This window comes from Streptococcus orisratti DSM 15617, from assembly GCF_000380105.1.
Taxonomy (GTDB): Bacteria; Bacillota; Bacilli; order Lactobacillales; family Streptococcaceae; genus Streptococcus; species Streptococcus orisratti.
Genome location: NZ_KB904484.1, coordinates 1 through 15,669, shown reverse-complemented (window position 1 = coordinate 15,669; position 15,669 = coordinate 1). Strand labels below are relative to the sequence as shown.

The window sequence follows — 15,669 nt, the reverse complement described above, 5'->3', positions numbered from 1 at the left end:
GTTCCACTTGCATGTATTAGGCACGCCGCCAGCGTTCGTCCTGAGCCAGGATCAAACTCTCATTTAAAAGTTTGAGCTTGCGCTCGCGTCATTGCTGACTTATTGTTTCTTGACAGGTTACTTCCGTAACCCGCACGTTTGGTTCGTCTTCTTGTTCAGTTCTCAAAGGTCTTCGCCTCTCTCGAGACAACTTCTTTATTCTATCAAACCTTTTCTAACTTGTCAACTACTTTTTTTACCTTTTTTTCTTCCGTATTGACTTCCTGTTTGTGAAGGAAACTTCTAAAATGAAGTTAGCCACTTAGGGTATAAAAAAACATCTCAGAGAGATATAATTGTAATCACCACAATAACAAATTAGAAGGACTCTGAGAGGCAAGACTATTATACAATTTAATACTAGCAGATCGTACAACCATTGAACGTTGGATCAAAGAAGGCCTCTTCAATCGTGAAATTGCCAGAAGATTAGCCAAAGCTTCTCAAACCATTAACAACGAAGTCAAGCGGGGACAAGTTAGACAGCAGGTTCGTAAAGGAAGGTTTGAAGTCAGTTACTCAGCCGACTTTGCACAGGAAGACTATGAGACTAACCGTAAACGCTCTATTAAGCAGGTTTCCTTAACCAAGAAACTAAAACTACATCAAACAGAAATACTCTCCTGAAATGATGGTCAAGGCAAAAGGTATTAACGTCTCTATTTCAACCATCTATTACTGAATTCACGATGGGCATCTAGGTCTACCCGAGGCTGACATACTTTATCCTCGCAAAGTGAAAACTAAGAAGAAGCAAGCAGAGACTATTAACGCTGCGATCAAAGAACTTCTGTTTCCCCTATTGTCTCCATTACGGCTGACGACAGTTCTGAATTCAGTAGCTTGTCAGACCCGAGAGGGGGAGAGGTTTATTTTGCTCATAGCATAGGAACTATTGACTTGGTCAGATGAATAATTTGTTCACTCGACTTGACAACTGGGGCTTTTTGAGTTTTGCATCGTGCCTCAAACGGTAATCTCTCAACTTTTTTAGCACAGCCTTCTCCGCCCTACCACTTCTTTTTGAAGGCGCTCTTCTCCTCCAAGGTTTTCTTTAGCTTACGCCCCATTTTCGGCATCCTTCCTCTTAGTTACTCAAGAATAGTATACCCACTTTTCTTATATTGCACTATCCAACTGGAGAGCATACTACAACTTGGTAAAGCATAGTCTACTGCAAATTGACCTTGTGATTACTCGTCAATCAGAACTTTATTTTTGTTCAAGTTGTGACCAAGACATTCCAGATCTTCTCAACTCATATATTTTGAGTTGAGCTTCGTAACTTAATTTCATTTAAAAGCCCCCCAATCGTTAGATTTCGTGTCTAACTTTTGGGGTGCACTTCAATCATGCCGTCTATTTTTATTTTGGCATACCATACCCCATCATCTGATTACCTTACTTGATTGAAGACACATAGTCGCCGCCAAAGTACTTCTTACTCAGCTTGGCCAAAGTGCCATCTTTCTTCAATTCAACAATGCGTTTATTGACGAAGGATTGAAGTTTCGCTCCTTCATCATCTTTCGAGAAAAGCAGGTACTCTAGACCATCTGTCTCAGAACCTAAAGTATCTTTAACATTATTGACCGTCAAATCAAGGCCTTGATCCTCAACAATATGCTTTGAAGAAATGGCATCATACAATATAAAATCGATTTTCTTATTCTCGATGTTTTGCAGACGGCTGGTAATACCTGTCGTTCTGGAAACATAATTGATTTGTATTGGCTTTTTATCTGAATTGGCCTTATTCCAATTTTCAAGAATTTGAGCATAGTTGGAACCTGAAAGCACCTGTGTAGATTTTCCAGATAAATCATCCAGACTGGTGTATTTGGTGCCCTTGGCACTTGTGATGGCATAATTTGATTTGGAAATAGGATCAGAGAAGAGATATTTCACAGCACGCTCATCATTATAATTAAAATCATTGGCTGCTAATTGATACTTACCAGCATCAAGCCCTGTTAGAATAGAATCAAACGGAATCGTATGGAAGCTCACTTTGTAATCAGAATTTTTGAAGATAGCTTTAACCACATCAATGTCGTAGCCCGTAAACTTATCTTTCTTTTTGTAAGTAAAAGGAGCTGTATCAGAGTCTGTTGCTACATTTATCACGGCTTTACTTTCAGCCTTTGCCACAGCACCCCAAACAACACTCAATCCAAAGACTACCAAAATCAATAAAACTTTTCTTATGTTTGTCATTATCAAACCTCCAATATAGTCGATAGCAATGACACTAGTTTACCAAGAAAATGATTACTTGCCTAATACTAATTTCTTATCGAGACTATAAGAAAAAACTATCACCAAAATGTGATAGTTCAACTAGACTAGAACGTCTGTTTTTTAGCCTTGCGTTCGGCGCGCCCCTTGGCACGCGCTTCGGCACGACGCTCTTTACGACGTTTCTCATCAACTTTCCACTGGATCTTTTTCTTGTAGCCCGGTTTAATTTTTTTCTTTTTCTTCTTAACCAAGCCAATCATCTCAGTATCCAATTTTTGATAAGATTTCTCGCGATTTGCACGACGATCACGATCGTAAGTCTCCTGAAACTCTCCGTTCTTAAGAACCTTAGGAACAAAGGCTACGCCCATCTTCTCAAGTTCTCTGATGTCAGAATCGTCACTTGGTTGGTAAAGGGTAATAGCTGTGCCTGATAGCCCATTACGACCAGTACGCCCGACGCGGTGCACAAAGAATGATAAATCTTTAGGAATAGCATCGTTGATAACATGACTAACTCCTTCAATATCAATTCCACGTGCAGCCAAGTCAGTTGCTACAATGTATTCAAATTGCAAGTTTTTCACTTGATTCATAATACGCTTGCGCTCACGCGGGGCAATGCCTCCGTGAATCTTTGCAACCTTAAGACCGTTGCCTGATAAATAAGCATGGAGTTCATCAGCTCTCTCCTTGGTATTAACAAAAATCATTGCCAAATAAGGATTGAGCGCTTTTGTAATCTCTAAAATTTGTTCATTCTTATGGCGTCCTTTGGTTGAAATCAACCAATTATCAATGGTGTCTGCAATAACTGTTGATGTCTTGATTTTTTCCATGACAGGATTGTTCAGGTATTTTTTCAAAAAAGGTTGTAACTTTTGAGGAATAGTCGCTGAAAAGACCAAGATTTGCACATCTTTAGGTAGAGTTCCCGCAATTTTATCTACCGTATCGAGAAAGCCCATATCCAAAGTCATATCTGCTTCATCCACGACAAAGGTGTGTGCTTTGTGAATAGCCAAATCTCCTGACTTGACCAAATCATAGATACGACCCGGTGTTCCAATAACGATATGCGGTTGTGAAATTTTTAGTTTTTCAATTTGACGTAGCTTATCAGTTCCACCTACATAATTAACTACACGGATTTCTCGTTCAGCTTTTTCAGCAATTTGCTTAGTCGCCTGATAAATCTGTGTTGCCAATTCACGTGACGGTGCCGTAATAACAGCCTGTACATCTGTTCCATTCTCATCCAATTTTTCAAAAATTGGCAGGAGGAAAGTGTGCGTTTTACCAGAACCAGTCTTTGATTCTCCAACTAAATCACGTCCTGAACGAACAACCGGAATCAATCTTTGCTGCACTTCTGTTGGTTCTATAAAGTTTAGCTCATCCAAAGCCGCTTGAATATAGGCTTTAAAATTAAAATCTTTGAATAATGACATATTTACCTCGTTTTCTTCTCTTAGTATTATACACAAAAGCCTGTATTTACGCAAAATATAGCCATCCACACTTCGTATGAATCAAGACTAAAACTCAATAAAATTCAAAATAATAGTATGTAAATAAAACTGTTTTTATCAAAATAAGGCAATAATACTTGAATTTGATTTCAAGGAATGCAGAAGCTTTGAAGAAAAATAAAACGGCCCCTATACAGACCGTTTTTGATACTTAATCAACCCTTTTTTCGGCTTAGAAGTCTTTACCAAATTTCTTGCTACACTGAAACACTGACTAAAGTCGTGAACAGAACGATTGACTTAAGCTAGCTTTATATCCATCTATAAATATAAGAAAGCTAAGACCAGAAGACTAGCTACAGCCCCCAAGCTCCAAAGGAAGGCATCAACTTTCCACTCTGACCACTTTTCATCTTTTCCTGAAAGACCGCCAAGTTCCAAATGGTGATGAAATGGCGTCATGCGGAAAATACGACGGCCTTCTCCATATTTCTTCTTGGTGTATTTGAAATAAGAAACTTGAAGCATGACTGAACTAGTTTCTAACACATAAACAATACCGATGATCAGGAGTGTCCATTCCTGACGAAGTGCAATCGAAATGGCTGCCAAAAGGCCACCCAGTGCCAAACTTCCAACATCTCCCATGAAAACTTTGGCAGGCTTGTGATTGAAAACAAAGAAGCCAAGTAAAGCGCCAATCATCACTAAGATAATAAGTAGGATATCAAATTGATTTTGAACATAAGCGATAATGCCATAAGCTGCTAAGCTGATAGCAACAGAGATGGAAGCCAAGCCATCAATACCATCTGTCAAATTAACAGCATTTGAAAAACCAACCACCCAAAAAAGAACAAAGAAAATGTACAAGACACCTAGATGGAGATTAAATCCCAAAACATTGAGCTCATCTGTTCCGCTTGGTCGCACATGAACAAAATAGAAAATCAATCCTCCTAGGATTTGTAGAGCCATTTTCTGCCACGGTGTTAAACCTTCATTGATTTGTCTGAAAATTTTCAAAAAGTCATCTAAGAATCCAATGATTCCATAAATGAGAACAACAGATAAAATACCAATTGTTGCTCCAAGACCATGATTCCCTTTATCAAAAAGACTAAAAATCAAGCTAACGAGCAAACCAACAATCAGAAAGACGGTGCCACCCATTGTCGGTGTCCCTGCTTTGGCTAAGTGCTGCTTGACGTCTTCGTGCATCTGCTGTCCGCCAATTTTTTTCAATTGGTAAAAGCGAATGAACCGCGGCATAGCAAGCACCGTTAGCGCAAAGGCCAACAGACCTGCAAATAAACTTAAAAACATGTTAGTCTCCTAAAGTAATTGTAATTTTTTTCACTTTGCTAATGTCTGTTCCAACATCAACACTTTGTTTGATCACTTTTCCAGTTTCAGAACCTTTAAAACTAATTTTAATTCCTGTCCATTTTGAAAAGCGTTGAACAATCTCTTTGTTCCAGCCATACATATCAGGAACTTCACTGAGTTTATTGGTCAAGATAAGGACTTGCTCATTAGCAGCAATGTTGGTTCCTGCTTTTTTAGAAACCTTACTAATTTTGCTTCCAGTTCCCAAAACAATCGGGTGAACAAGGTTTTGACGTAAGGTCACTGCTGCTTCACCTGGACTTTTTCCAATTAAATTGGGTAAGCTATAAGCGGTTTCCCCAGCACCATCAGTAGCTACTGGAGCTGTCAAACTTTCTTCAATTTGCATCGCATACTCTAAAACAGGATTGATAACGTCTTGCCAATAAGTTACCATAAAATGTTCAGGTTGTTGAAGCGTGACATACATAATAAAACTAGGATCATCCGATGGTACCATAGCCACAACAGAGAAAATATAGTTAGTTTGACCACCCTCAATATAACCACTACCGTCCTCTGCTGCAATCTGTGCTGTACCAGATTTAACAGCGACCGAGTAGTTACCAACTTGAATAATCGGACCATAAGTTTTAGAGTACAGAGTACCAAACTGTGGATCTGTTCCGACAGTCACCATATAGTCACGAGTCTGACTAGCAGCTTCTGCTGATACAGGATTTCCTACAACTTCTGCTGACGCAACACGACTAGTTCCATTGTTAGTGTCCACCAATTTTGAAATAAATTGTGGTTCTAACATGTTTCCGTTATTCGAGATAGCTGAAAAGGCGCGAAACATCTGCACTTGGGTAACGTTGATCCCTTGACCAAAAGAAGTCATGGCTGTCGTCACTTCATTGTCCCCTGTGAGAATCCCTCCAGATTCCCCCCCCATACCAAATCGAGTTGGATAACCAAAACGAAACTTCGAAGAAAGGTAATTTAACCATTTGTCCGCACCCATTTTTTGTTCAAGCGTTGTCATGGCAACATTACTAGAAAAAGCAAAACCTTGTGCCAAAGTCATGTAACCACCAGTCTGACCTTCATTAACGTTCCAGTCATTGATGGTCGTATCAGCGACAGTGATCCCATCCACTGTAGAGATACCTTCATTAGGGTTGAAAACACCAGAGTCAATAGCAGAGGCTAAAGTCATCACCTTCATGGTTGATCCAGGCTCATAGGCTGATTGGTAAAGAGGATTGTCCCATGTATGAAGATTGTCTTTATTATAGCCTTCAAGTGTGCTTGGATTGTAAGTTGGTCTTTGAGTTGTCGCTAAAATTTCGCCTGTTTTGGCATTAACAACTGTCGCACTGGCATACTTCCCATTTGCTTCACCCTGAAAGACATCCATTTGGCTCTCTAGGTAGGTCTGCAAAGGTTCAGATAAGGTTGTGTAAACATCCTGACCATTGACCGCTTGTTTTACGGTCGTTTCAGTTCCTAGCAAAATGTTGCCATTTTTATCCTTTTCGTAAGTGACCTTACCATCCGTTCCAGATAAAATATCATTTAAACTAGCCTCCATACCAGTAGTACCGACTAGGAAATTATTACCATTTTTATCTTCTTGAAGTTGCGCAAAACCAATAAAATGTGAAGCAAAACTTCCATTTTTATACATCCGACCCGGGCTAGTCGTGAAAGCTACACCTTCAATCTTAGCTTTTTCTAGTGCCTCTTTAATAGCACTCATTGTACTATAATTCAGCCCCGTACCTTTCGTCCCAAAACTTACCTGAAACACATTCTTCTGTTTGAGCTGTTCTAGCACATAACTCTTTTCCATACCGAGTTGTTCTTTGAAAATTTCTGCGACCGTATCAAACTGTGAACTTTGAACATAGAGTTTTTTTCCAGAAACAGATTTGTAAGATTTAGACACAATGGCATAAACACTGTAAGTCGTCGAGTCTTCTGCAATAGGGTTACCATTACGATCATAAATAGTGCCTCGTTTAGCTTGAACGGTCACGGTTGACTGATAGACGTCTTTAGCTCCTTTAGACAGAGAAACACCAAATTTACTGTCTGTTCCAATGATGATAATAAAGTTAATGATAAAGATGAAAAACAAAAATACCGCTAAAAGCATGAGGTTTTGTCCAACACGCTCACGGTTTTTTTCTGGGGTACGTCTATCCTTAACAACGTAATTCAGAAAGGTATTTCCCCATCTCTTAATCCATCTCATAGGCAATTACTCCACTTCTGCAATCGTAGCATTATCAGCCTTTAGACCAGCTTGATTTGCAATATCTGTTACGCGCTCTTTTTGTGTCAATTCCCCAACTTCTTGCTTAGCATTATCAAGTTCACTCTTCTTAGATGTGATATTACTATTTAGCTCAGTAATCTGCTGCTGAACTTGTAAATTTCGACTTTGAAGAAAAATAATACTAATGGCCATAACAATAGCTGTCAGAATTATCGTTCCATAGAACACTTTTTCAGTTCTTGTAAAGGTACGAATATGTTTTTGAAGTGCATTTGAAATAACTTCATTACGCTTATTATTTGTCATACTTATTTCCTAATTTTTCTAGCCACGCGCAATTTAGCAGAATGAGAACGGTTATTGATAGCCAATTCTTCTTGACTTGGCAAAATCGGTTTACGATTGACCAAAGCCAATTTAGGCTGCAAGTCATCAGGGATGAATGGCAGGCCTTTAGGCACTTCTACCGAACTGGCTTCCTTAAACAGCTGCTTGGTCAGTCTATCTTCCAAAGAATGAAAAGTGATAACCGAGATACGACCGTCCACTGCTAGCAAATCAATGGCTTGTTGGATAGATTCATCTGCTGCTCCCAATTCATCATTGACCTCAATTCGAATGGCTTGAAAGATCTGTTTGGCGGGATGTCCCTTTTTTTTAAGTTCCTTAGCTGGTTTGGCAGACTTGATAATCTCAGCCAACTCTGTTGTAGTTTCAATCGGTTTGACCTGACGAGCTTGCTCAATCTTTCGAGCAATCTGTTTTGAAAACTTATCCTCGCCGTATTTGAAAAAAATACGAACCAGATCATTGTAATGATAAGTATTAACCACTTCATAAGCTGTCAAATCTTGATCGCGGTTCATTCGCATATCCAAAGGAGCGTCTTGCTTGTAGGAAAAACCTCGCTCGCGCTCATCCAACTGTGGACTTGAAACCCCAAGATCATACAAAATACCATCAATTTCAGTAACGCCACACGCCGCCAAATTTGATGCCAAATGTCTGAAATTGTCCTTGATAAAGGTCACTTGGCCCTTTTCAATATATTCTTTCAAACGCACTTGAGCGTTATCAATAGCCTTTTGATCCTGATCAAAAGCATAAAGATGACCATTAGGTCCTAATTTTGAAAGGAGGTATTCACTGTGTCCTGCTCCACCAAGTGTAGCGTCAACATAAACGCCATCTGGCTTAAGTTCAAGCATATCAACCGTCTCATGCAGAAGCACCGTGATGTGATGAAAATCTTTTGTCATAACTTTTATTTTACCATAATTTGGACATTTTAGAAAAGAAAAAAGGAAGTCCTAAATCAGCAACTGAACTTGATGCCATCTCACTTCCTTCTTTTTCATTTGTAAATAGCAGAGCTAATTACTCAAGTAATCCTACTTTAGAACCTGTATTCCCCGTTCAGAACTTCCAGCTAAGGCCAGCTAGTTTTTATGCTACTCATCGTTAGTTTTTCTCAAAATACAGTCAGTATTCCCTCAAAAAACTGACTTGATTAGCGAAAAACTACCTCTTAATAAAAGCACTTTACTTGTGAATACAAGTTCTTATATCATTTCAAGCCAACTGTTTTCAATGAATCTGCTAATCTGGCAAAGTCTGCGATGGACAAAGCCTCACCACGAATAGAAGGTTTGATGTCTGCAGTTTGCAAAGCTTGCTCCAACTTAATTTTTATCTCTTCTGTCTTGCCAAAGTGGCTGGTCAGATTATTCCAGAGGGTCTTACGACGGTGAACAAAGCTGGCTTTAGCAACCTTGAAGAAGAAATCCTCATCCTGAACAGCTACCGCAGGGCTATCAAGGCGTGTCATCTTTAAAATCGCGGAATCCACATTTGGCGCTGGCACAAAGACCGTGCGAGGCACGATGAAGGCCACCTTGGCTGTCATGTAGTACTGGACCGCAATGGACAGGCTGCCGTAAGCCTTGGTGTTTGGCTCGGCAGAAATGCGGTCGGCCACCTCCCGCTGCATCATGACCACAAACTCGCTGAAGGGAATCTTGCTCTCAATCAGGTGCATGAGGATGGGGGTAGTGATATAGTAAGGCAGATTGGCCACGACCTTGATGGGCAGGTCAGGATTCTTGAAGTTCTGGATTTGCGTTTGCAAATCGGTCTTCAAAATGTCCTGATTGACCACAGTCACATTGTCAAAACGGTCCAGTGTGTCCGCCAGAATCGGAATCAGGCGGTCGTCAATCTCAAAGGCCATGACCTCGGCAGCATTCTCCGCCAAAAACTCGGTCAAAGCCCCGATCCCAGGACCAATCTCAATGACATTGACATTCTGATCAATCTCTGCCGTGTCCACAATCTTCTGTAAAATATTGGTATCGGTCAAAAAGTTCTGACCGAAGGATTTCTTAAAGGTAAACCCGTGACGCTCAAGGACGGCGCGAGTAACGTTTTTGTCTGCGATTCTCATAAACTCTCTCTTTGATTTTTTCTTTCTAAATAAGCTTCTGGTGTACAGTGGTATAACAAAACAAATAGATTATTTCCATTATTTTCTTCAATAATACCCTTTAGTAACTGGCTGGAATTTGTCAAGAGTTGATCTTTCGTAAAATAAACGGCGATTTCTTCTCCGCCATTACAGAGTTCCCACGCAACATCGTTTCCTTGTATGGAAGGCAAATACTTCTTCATTTCCAAAAATACAAAAAAATCTTGAACGGTCATGGTATCATCCACATCAAATTCCATTTCATGAGGTAAAACATCATCGCCTATGCAAACAGAATCTCTATCTACTAGTATTTTCATATCATCCTCTACCTTACTTGTGGCTATCATTGAACTTATCGCTAATTTTTTTCATTTCCTCAAAAGATTGTTGACTAACATAACAGCCAGCTTCAGGGTATTGAGTTCCGTTAATGATGTAGTCAAAAATTGAAATCATCCCACCTGCAGGTTCAATCATGCCGCTCCATTCGTCACCAAAAACCATCCTCAGGCGCTTCCAATCTGTAAAAATTGATATGGCGTTTCGATTCTCTTTGCCTTTTCTAGTCGGGAGCTTAAAGCTAGCTTCTTGTTTTACAACAACTTCCCTTGCTTCGTCATTTGTTTCTGGGAAATTCTTATCAGGCTGCATCGGAACAAGAAATGTTGCCTTAGGTATTTCTCTTGATAAAAATCCATAATACAGCTGATACACCAATTCTCCGCTTTTTGTAGCAGGTTTACCCATCTGCCCCATCAACAGCAACCAGCGTACAACATCTGGATTTGTGACAGGAGTTTGTATCTCAGGTAAATCAGAGAAATCAGGTTTCGCAACCAAGTTTTGAGCCTTAATACATGTATCTTCAGAATTGAGAATAACCCCCAGCGCTCCATTTAGGTAAAAGCTAGACCCTAGAAAGTTTTTAATGCCTTCTCTATTTTCGCCATTTTCAATCAATCTCACCTCTATATTTGGTTGTTGGTCAACTGTTTCTTTAAAATGTGTATACCAACGACGGGTCAAAACATGGATTAGTGGATCTGTACAAAGGTAGCCAGCTTCTCCCCCATCCAAGGTTTCTGAAAACATATGGGGTTCTCCAGTCAGTTGCGAATAAATCACATAAATAGATTTCGCATCCAAAAGCTTATCTCTTACTACTTCTTGAAGATGGGCAATCTTACGAAGGTTACTCTGGTAGTCTTCCTCACTTTCCTCTTCTTGACGCTGATGACACTCCCACAAAAACAAGCGTAAAATTTCAATGCTATCGTCCAGACTTACTCGCAGATAGTCCTCATTACTCATATCCCCAGCCTGCACTTTTATAAAAGCTCTATACAAAGCATCTGTATAGCTAGATAGGCGCTGACCTTCATCTATATCTCTTGTATGGAGGACACTCCCCTTTTTTAGAGAAGTTAACAGTTCTGAGGAAGCGACGATAACATGAGCCAATGGCTCATCAATGAGCGATAAAACATCATGATTACCATTACTCAATTTTTCAACAACCAACTCCCCAAGAGAATCAAAACCTTCATCCGGATTGCAAAGCTGCAAACTGGTACCGACTTCAATCTTGCCCTTCAAGTGACCAATGATGAGGAATTGGTCCGTTTTTTTGAGAGGAAATAGTTCCATCACTCCTAAACAAGCACTGGTAAATTCATTTTTCTCTTTTTTCTTCCAAAAATCAAGTAGCCCCATCTTTCTTCCTCCAAATCTTACATCTCACTCAATCGTGAAACAACACTTAATTTTCTCATAGTAGCTGTAATACCCATCTGTTTTTCTAAATAATTGGTATTTAATTTTTTCTTTCGGGCATCTCTTGGGAGATACATGTATAAACATTGACTTCCCAGATGTAACTCCTCATCACCAAAGTCTTGTTTTAGTAGCTCAGCTAACTTCCCTGTGTCCGCCTCATCATTCGTAAAAACCAAATGAATGCGAGAACTATCATAATTTTCATCAAAAGGATTTTCCAAAACAGCCTGTGTCAACTCTGACTGGTTTGTGATGATAACAGCTAATTCTGCACCAATTTTTTCTTTAACGGTTTGATGGATCAACTGACTAAGTTGTTCATCTGACAAGTCTGTTTCACAAATAACATTGCCACTCTGAATATAGGTTTGAACAGAAGCCAGCCCAGCTTCTGTCAAGATTTTCACCAGATAAGACATCTTAGGAATTTTATTTTTTCCTACGGGTGTAACTCCTCGAAGGAGGGCAATTTTCTTCATTTTAAATTCTCCATATAGGACTGTCTGATTTGTAGAAATAAACGTCACAGGTACATCCTAACATGTTTTTGGTACTCATGATAAGCAGCGCCAAATTTTATGAGACACTCTCTTTCCTCCGCCAGTATGATAAAGTGAGCTGACAGTTGAAAAATAGCTAGGACAACGAGCAGTAGTAACGACCGAGTCAGCATCACCATACCAAAAAAGAAAACAAAATAAGCAAGATACATTGGGTGACGAGACGAAGCATAAACCCCTTTCGTATTCAGCCCCTCCTCATCGGGCTTGGCAAAATCTTTCATAACCAAAATGAGAAGGACACTGCCAAAGAGATAGACTCCTAATCCTAAATAGAAAAAAGCAGAGAAATAAAGATTGACTTTTAGAAAGAAAGGAACAATTAGGAGCATCAGGGTGGATAATTGATAAAGATAGTAGGCTATTATTTCTTTCCCTTGCATCGGAGCAAAATGGGCTGCCCGCCCCGTTGCCTTCTTATCCAAGAGTGAGAGAAAAATAAATCGGATAAGCAGGAACGGAACGAGTAGGTAAAAAGCTGGCATAGGATTTCCTCCTAAGTTATCGTTGAATAAGTACAAGGTACTTATCTCTGCCATCAGTAGGAATCAGGCTTCTAAAGGCGGATTCGACCGCTCCTTTTGAATTTACTAGTAGGTCAACACCTGCATCCGGTATATCAACTGTCAGCACGTTACTCTGTTCCCAGTCAATTTTGCAATAAACTTCGTGTTGACCCTCTGATACCTGAAATTCTAATTCCTGTCCTCGCTTAATTTTTCCAACGTATTCGTTATCAATGAAAACTTTAAATTTTCGAAACATATTGGCACCTTTTGTACCTCTTTCTAATTTGATTGTAGCCATTTTTCCTCCTATTTTTAACTTTCTTGATAATTCGCCATCACTTCTTCCACCTCAGCCAAACTAATTCCAAACAGTTCCAAGCGTTTCAGCAACTGTTTGCCATTGCTATAGCCGATGCGGAGCTTTTCTCCCAGATATTCACGGCGCTTGCGGCTGTCTACCCCCATGAGGAGACCGAGACGGATTAAGTCTTTCTGGCTGATGTCAAAATGATTTTCGTCGTCATAGCTGCTCAGCACTCCAGATAGAGCTTTTTGTAAATCAGCAAAGCTTGCATGCTCAACGCCCAGAGAGCGACCTTTCGTTTTAGACTTGGGTGTAGCTTCGTCACGATTGAGAAAGGCGTGCTTGACCGTGGGAATGGCCTGCATAATGATTTTCCGAATCCGCTCCCCATTGTAGTCTGGGTCAGTAAAGACAATGACGCCACGCAGGTCATGGAGTTTCTCGATGCGCTCCAAGTCGTCGTTGTTGATCGCGGAGCCCCTGGTTTCATAGGTGTCTACGTCGTAGAAACGACGTAGATTAGCGGTGTCATCCTTACCTTCAACAACAAGGATTTCTTGTATTTTAATTTTTTTTGTCATAATTTTATTTTTTGATAGCCTCCCTAGAGGATAAGGACGGCAAAACGAAATGCCAATGCCATGGTTATTAGCTACGTTTGACACTAGATTGGTATGAGGAATAATACCGATTCCTCATGTTAATCAGTGAAGCGACCATATATCACTGCAGAAACTATCGAACTAAGCGACCATAGGTTGGCTTCTAATGTTTCAGTTGAAACACTCGCAGAGCATTATCATAAGTCGCTTGGGCGATTTCTTCCGTTGTCAAGCCACGGAGTTCTGCGATTTTATCAACAACGTAGCGTGTATAGGCAGTTCGGTTTTCACTCCCACGTTTGGGGACAGGAGCAAGATATGGGGCATCGGTTTCCACTAAAATCTTGTCTAGTGGCAAACGCTGCGCTGCTTCTTGAACATCAAGAGCCTTTTTAAAGGTGACCACACCAGAAAATGAGATGGTCATGCCCAAATCAATAAAACGCTCCGCCATTTCCAAGGAGCCTGAATACGAGTGCATAATACCGCCACGAGGACCAACGCCAGCCTCTTTGATGACTTGGTAGGTGTCTTCAAGAGCATCGCGGGTGTGGACGACAAAAGGAAGGTCATGGTCTTTGGACAGTTGAATCTGGCGCTTGAAAACCTCAATCTGCACTTCCTTAGGGTCTTCCATCCAGTGATAATCTAAACCAATCTCTCCCAAGGCAATAACCTTTGAATCATGCAGGTGGCTGACAATCATATCCTCTACTTCCTGCGTGTAGGAACCAGCCTCTGTCGGGTGCCAACCAATGGTCGCGTAAAGTTCTGGATAAGTCTCTGTCAATTCAAGGGCACGTTGAATTGTTGGAGTGTCAAAACCAACGATGTTATGGCGGGTCACACCAAGTTCCTTGGCAAGTGCCAACTCCTCATCTTCGCGACCAGCAAAATCATCAATGTTCAAGTGAGTATGTGTATCAAAAATTTGTAGCATCGTTTATGTATCTTTCTCAATTTCTTATTTATTATACCACATTCAAAGTAACTCTTATCATCAGAAAAACACCTCATCCGCCAGATTTTTCATCTAACGTTTGAGCTGCCTTAATTTGGGGTTAGATTTCCTAAATTGTCAACTTAAATGCATAACTTGCCAAAAAATATCTCATAAGGTGTTTTCCAATTAAAACTTTTTCTTGATTTGTCAAATGAAATAATTCTGCCGCAATTTTCCCGTAGCTAAATAAGTTAAAAATAGCAACTATACACAACAGTATCATCGCTATAAATATTTATGTCTTAGATGAAAATTTTCAATCTATCAATATCACGTTCTGATAAGTTAGCAACAATCTTTAATTTAACTTTGTCACTATTTTGCGTCTCCTGATAGATTTCATCAAAAATATTTTTAGGTTGATGAATATAGTAATAAACTCCAGCTGACAAAGCGAGCACACATAAGATAGCTAAACTAATCATTTTCTTTTTCATACGATTACCAATTTTCCCACTGGGTTTTAACGGTCATATCTCCGTAGTCTTCTGGGGAAAACTTGCTGTCGTAAATCGAACACCAGTCTTTCAGAACTTTTTGATTGACGATTTTGTCATAATACCCGTCCAAGTCTTTTGTTGTGATACCATATTTTTTCAAATAAGACTTCACTTCTGATTCGTTGTCAATGTACTTATCATGATTACCGTTCTCTAAAATAATTTGAACAGTTTTAGTAAGCACTTTTGATCTTGAATTGTATTTACTCAAAATCCATATATTTGCATTGGAACTTACCCTTGTTTCAAAAGAAATCAGCAATGTTTCATACTTTTTCTTAAAGTTAAAGTCTATAGAAACATTATGGTAAGTACCCTGAATACTTTTTTCTACCATTTGTCAAGTCTATCAAGGCTTTAAGCAAAAAAATAAAGCATAACAGTAACTATTTTGAGGCTGCTACCTTATTTTTGTCACTAATTTAGCTATAAAAGGGCATGACAAAATGACACCTTATCTAGTATTTTTTGAAATAAGGTGTTACAATGATAGAGCATAAACAGTTTTACCGATTTTGGGTTGAAGCGTAATCGTAAAGTTTGTTATGCATAATGAGGTAATACATTGTCCGAATGAGAC

Annotated in this window: 15 protein-coding genes, 1 rRNA gene and 2 pseudogenes; 1 reads left to right on the top strand and 17 read right to left on the bottom strand. The window is 39.7% G+C overall.

What is annotated here, in order from left to right:
* Window positions 1-67, bottom strand: a 16S ribosomal RNA gene (locus tag A3I7_RS0108440); the annotation flags it as partial.
* A 329-nt stretch (window positions 68-396) separates the two neighbouring features.
* Here A3I7_RS0108440 and A3I7_RS13725 point away from each other — a divergent pair.
* Window positions 397-799, top strand: a pseudogene (locus A3I7_RS13725) (helix-turn-helix domain-containing protein); the annotation flags it as partial.
* 641 nt (window positions 800-1,440) lie between these two features.
* Here the strand turns inward: A3I7_RS13725 and A3I7_RS0108435 are convergent.
* From A3I7_RS0108435 to A3I7_RS14365, 16 genes and pseudogenes are all read right to left on the bottom strand, one after another.
* Window positions 1,441-2,247, bottom strand: a complete 807-nt coding sequence (locus A3I7_RS0108435) for a transporter substrate-binding domain-containing protein (protein WP_026217197.1) — start codon at window positions 2,245-2,247, stop codon at window positions 1,441-1,443.
* Window positions 2,248-2,384: 137 nt separating this feature from the next.
* Window positions 2,385-3,731, bottom strand: a complete 1,347-nt coding sequence (locus A3I7_RS0108430) for a DEAD/DEAH box helicase (RefSeq protein ID WP_018376349.1) — start codon at window positions 3,729-3,731, stop codon at window positions 2,385-2,387.
* Between the two features lie 342 nt (window positions 3,732-4,073).
* Window positions 4,074-5,078: a phospho-N-acetylmuramoyl-pentapeptide-transferase gene (mraY, locus tag A3I7_RS0108425; protein ID WP_018376348.1), complete on the bottom strand. Its 1,005-nt coding sequence runs from the start codon at window positions 5,076-5,078 to the stop codon at window positions 4,074-4,076.
* Window position 5,079: 1 nt separating this feature from the next.
* The gene (gene pbp2x / locus A3I7_RS0108420; RefSeq protein WP_026217196.1) at window positions 5,080-7,335 is read right to left on the bottom strand and encodes a penicillin-binding protein PBP2X; all 2,256 of its coding nucleotides are present in this window, start codon (window positions 7,333-7,335) and stop codon (window positions 5,080-5,082) included.
* Window positions 7,336-7,350: 15 nt separating this feature from the next.
* Window positions 7,351-7,674 (bottom strand): cell division protein FtsL, encoded by a 324-nt coding sequence (gene ftsL / locus A3I7_RS0108415; RefSeq protein WP_018376346.1) that lies wholly within the window; start codon window positions 7,672-7,674, stop codon window positions 7,351-7,353.
* 2 nt (window positions 7,675-7,676) lie between these two features.
* Entirely contained in the window at window positions 7,677-8,627 is a 951-nt protein-coding gene (rsmH, locus tag A3I7_RS0108410) for a 16S rRNA (cytosine(1402)-N(4))-methyltransferase RsmH (protein ID WP_211207763.1), read from the bottom strand.
* Between the two features lie 308 nt (window positions 8,628-8,935).
* The gene (gene rsmA / locus A3I7_RS0108405) at window positions 8,936-9,811 is read right to left on the bottom strand and encodes a 16S rRNA (adenine(1518)-N(6)/adenine(1519)-N(6))-dimethyltransferase RsmA (protein ID WP_018376344.1); all 876 of its coding nucleotides are present in this window, start codon (window positions 9,809-9,811) and stop codon (window positions 8,936-8,938) included.
* The gene (locus tag A3I7_RS0108400; protein ID WP_026217194.1) at window positions 9,808-10,152 is read right to left on the bottom strand and encodes a hypothetical protein; all 345 of its coding nucleotides are present in this window, start codon (window positions 10,150-10,152) and stop codon (window positions 9,808-9,810) included. Before A3I7_RS0108400 ends, rsmA begins: the two co-directional genes overlap by 4 nt.
* A gap of 13 nt (window positions 10,153-10,165) precedes the next feature.
* Complete coding sequence (locus A3I7_RS0108395) at window positions 10,166-11,548, bottom strand: SseB family protein (protein ID WP_018376342.1); 1,383 nt, start codon at window positions 11,546-11,548, stop codon at window positions 10,166-10,168.
* A gap of 17 nt (window positions 11,549-11,565) precedes the next feature.
* Complete coding sequence (locus A3I7_RS0108390; protein WP_018376341.1) at window positions 11,566-12,090, bottom strand: DUF1697 domain-containing protein; 525 nt, start codon at window positions 12,088-12,090, stop codon at window positions 11,566-11,568.
* Between the two features lie 44 nt (window positions 12,091-12,134).
* Entirely contained in the window at window positions 12,135-12,656 is a 522-nt protein-coding gene (locus tag A3I7_RS0108385; RefSeq protein WP_018376340.1) for a methyltransferase family protein, read from the bottom strand.
* Between the two features lie 16 nt (window positions 12,657-12,672).
* The gene (locus A3I7_RS12735; RefSeq protein ID WP_018376339.1) at window positions 12,673-12,978 is read right to left on the bottom strand and encodes a hypothetical protein; all 306 of its coding nucleotides are present in this window, start codon (window positions 12,976-12,978) and stop codon (window positions 12,673-12,675) included.
* A gap of 14 nt (window positions 12,979-12,992) precedes the next feature.
* The gene (gene rnmV / locus A3I7_RS0108370) at window positions 12,993-13,565 is read right to left on the bottom strand and encodes a ribonuclease M5 (protein WP_018376338.1); all 573 of its coding nucleotides are present in this window, start codon (window positions 13,563-13,565) and stop codon (window positions 12,993-12,995) included.
* A 184-nt stretch (window positions 13,566-13,749) separates the two neighbouring features.
* Entirely contained in the window at window positions 13,750-14,526 is a 777-nt protein-coding gene (locus A3I7_RS0108365) for a TatD family hydrolase (protein ID WP_018376337.1), read from the bottom strand.
* Window positions 14,527-14,831: 305 nt separating this feature from the next.
* Window positions 14,832-15,026 (bottom strand): TipC family immunity protein, encoded by a 195-nt coding sequence (locus A3I7_RS14585; protein WP_018376336.1) that lies wholly within the window; start codon window positions 15,024-15,026, stop codon window positions 14,832-14,834.
* Window positions 15,027-15,030: 4 nt separating this feature from the next.
* A pseudogene (locus A3I7_RS14365) lies at window positions 15,031-15,420 on the bottom strand (TipC family immunity protein); the annotation flags it as partial.
* Window positions 15,421-15,669: the final 249 nt, after the last annotated feature.

What these genes read in the sequence shown, in the direction of transcription:
- A3I7_RS0108390 (WP_018376341.1), bottom strand. Translation starts at nt 12,090, where the DNA reads ATGAAGAAAATTGCCCTCCTTCGAGGAGTTACACCCGTAGGAAAAAAT.
- rnmV (WP_018376338.1), bottom strand. Translation starts at nt 13,565, where the DNA reads ATGACAAAAAAAATTAAAATACAAGAAATCCTTGTTGTTGAAGGTAAG.
- rsmH (WP_211207763.1), bottom strand. Translation starts at nt 8,627, where the DNA reads ATGACAAAAGATTTTCATCACATCACGGTGCTTCTGCATGAGACGGTT.
- ftsL (WP_018376346.1), bottom strand. Translation starts at nt 7,674, where the DNA reads ATGACAAATAATAAGCGTAATGAAGTTATTTCAAATGCACTTCAAAAA.
- A3I7_RS0108395 (WP_018376342.1), bottom strand. Translation starts at nt 11,548, where the DNA reads ATGGGGCTACTTGATTTTTGGAAGAAAAAAGAGAAAAATGAATTTACC.
- A3I7_RS0108385 (WP_018376340.1), bottom strand. Translation starts at nt 12,656, where the DNA reads ATGCCAGCTTTTTACCTACTCGTTCCGTTCCTGCTTATCCGATTTATT.
- A3I7_RS12735 (WP_018376339.1), bottom strand. Translation starts at nt 12,978, where the DNA reads ATGGCTACAATCAAATTAGAAAGAGGTACAAAAGGTGCCAATATGTTT.
- A3I7_RS0108400 (WP_026217194.1), bottom strand. Translation starts at nt 10,152, where the DNA reads ATGAAAATACTAGTAGATAGAGATTCTGTTTGCATAGGCGATGATGTT.
- A3I7_RS14585 (WP_018376336.1), bottom strand. Translation starts at nt 15,026, where the DNA reads ATGAAAAAGAAAATGATTAGTTTAGCTATCTTATGTGTGCTCGCTTTG.
- mraY (WP_018376348.1), bottom strand. Translation starts at nt 5,078, where the DNA reads ATGTTTTTAAGTTTATTTGCAGGTCTGTTGGCCTTTGCGCTAACGGTG.
- A3I7_RS0108430 (WP_018376349.1), bottom strand. Translation starts at nt 3,731, where the DNA reads ATGTCATTATTCAAAGATTTTAATTTTAAAGCCTATATTCAAGCGGCT.
- A3I7_RS0108365 (WP_018376337.1), bottom strand. Translation starts at nt 14,526, where the DNA reads ATGCTACAAATTTTTGATACACATACTCACTTGAACATTGATGATTTT.
- rsmA (WP_018376344.1), bottom strand. Translation starts at nt 9,811, where the DNA reads ATGAGAATCGCAGACAAAAACGTTACTCGCGCCGTCCTTGAGCGTCAC.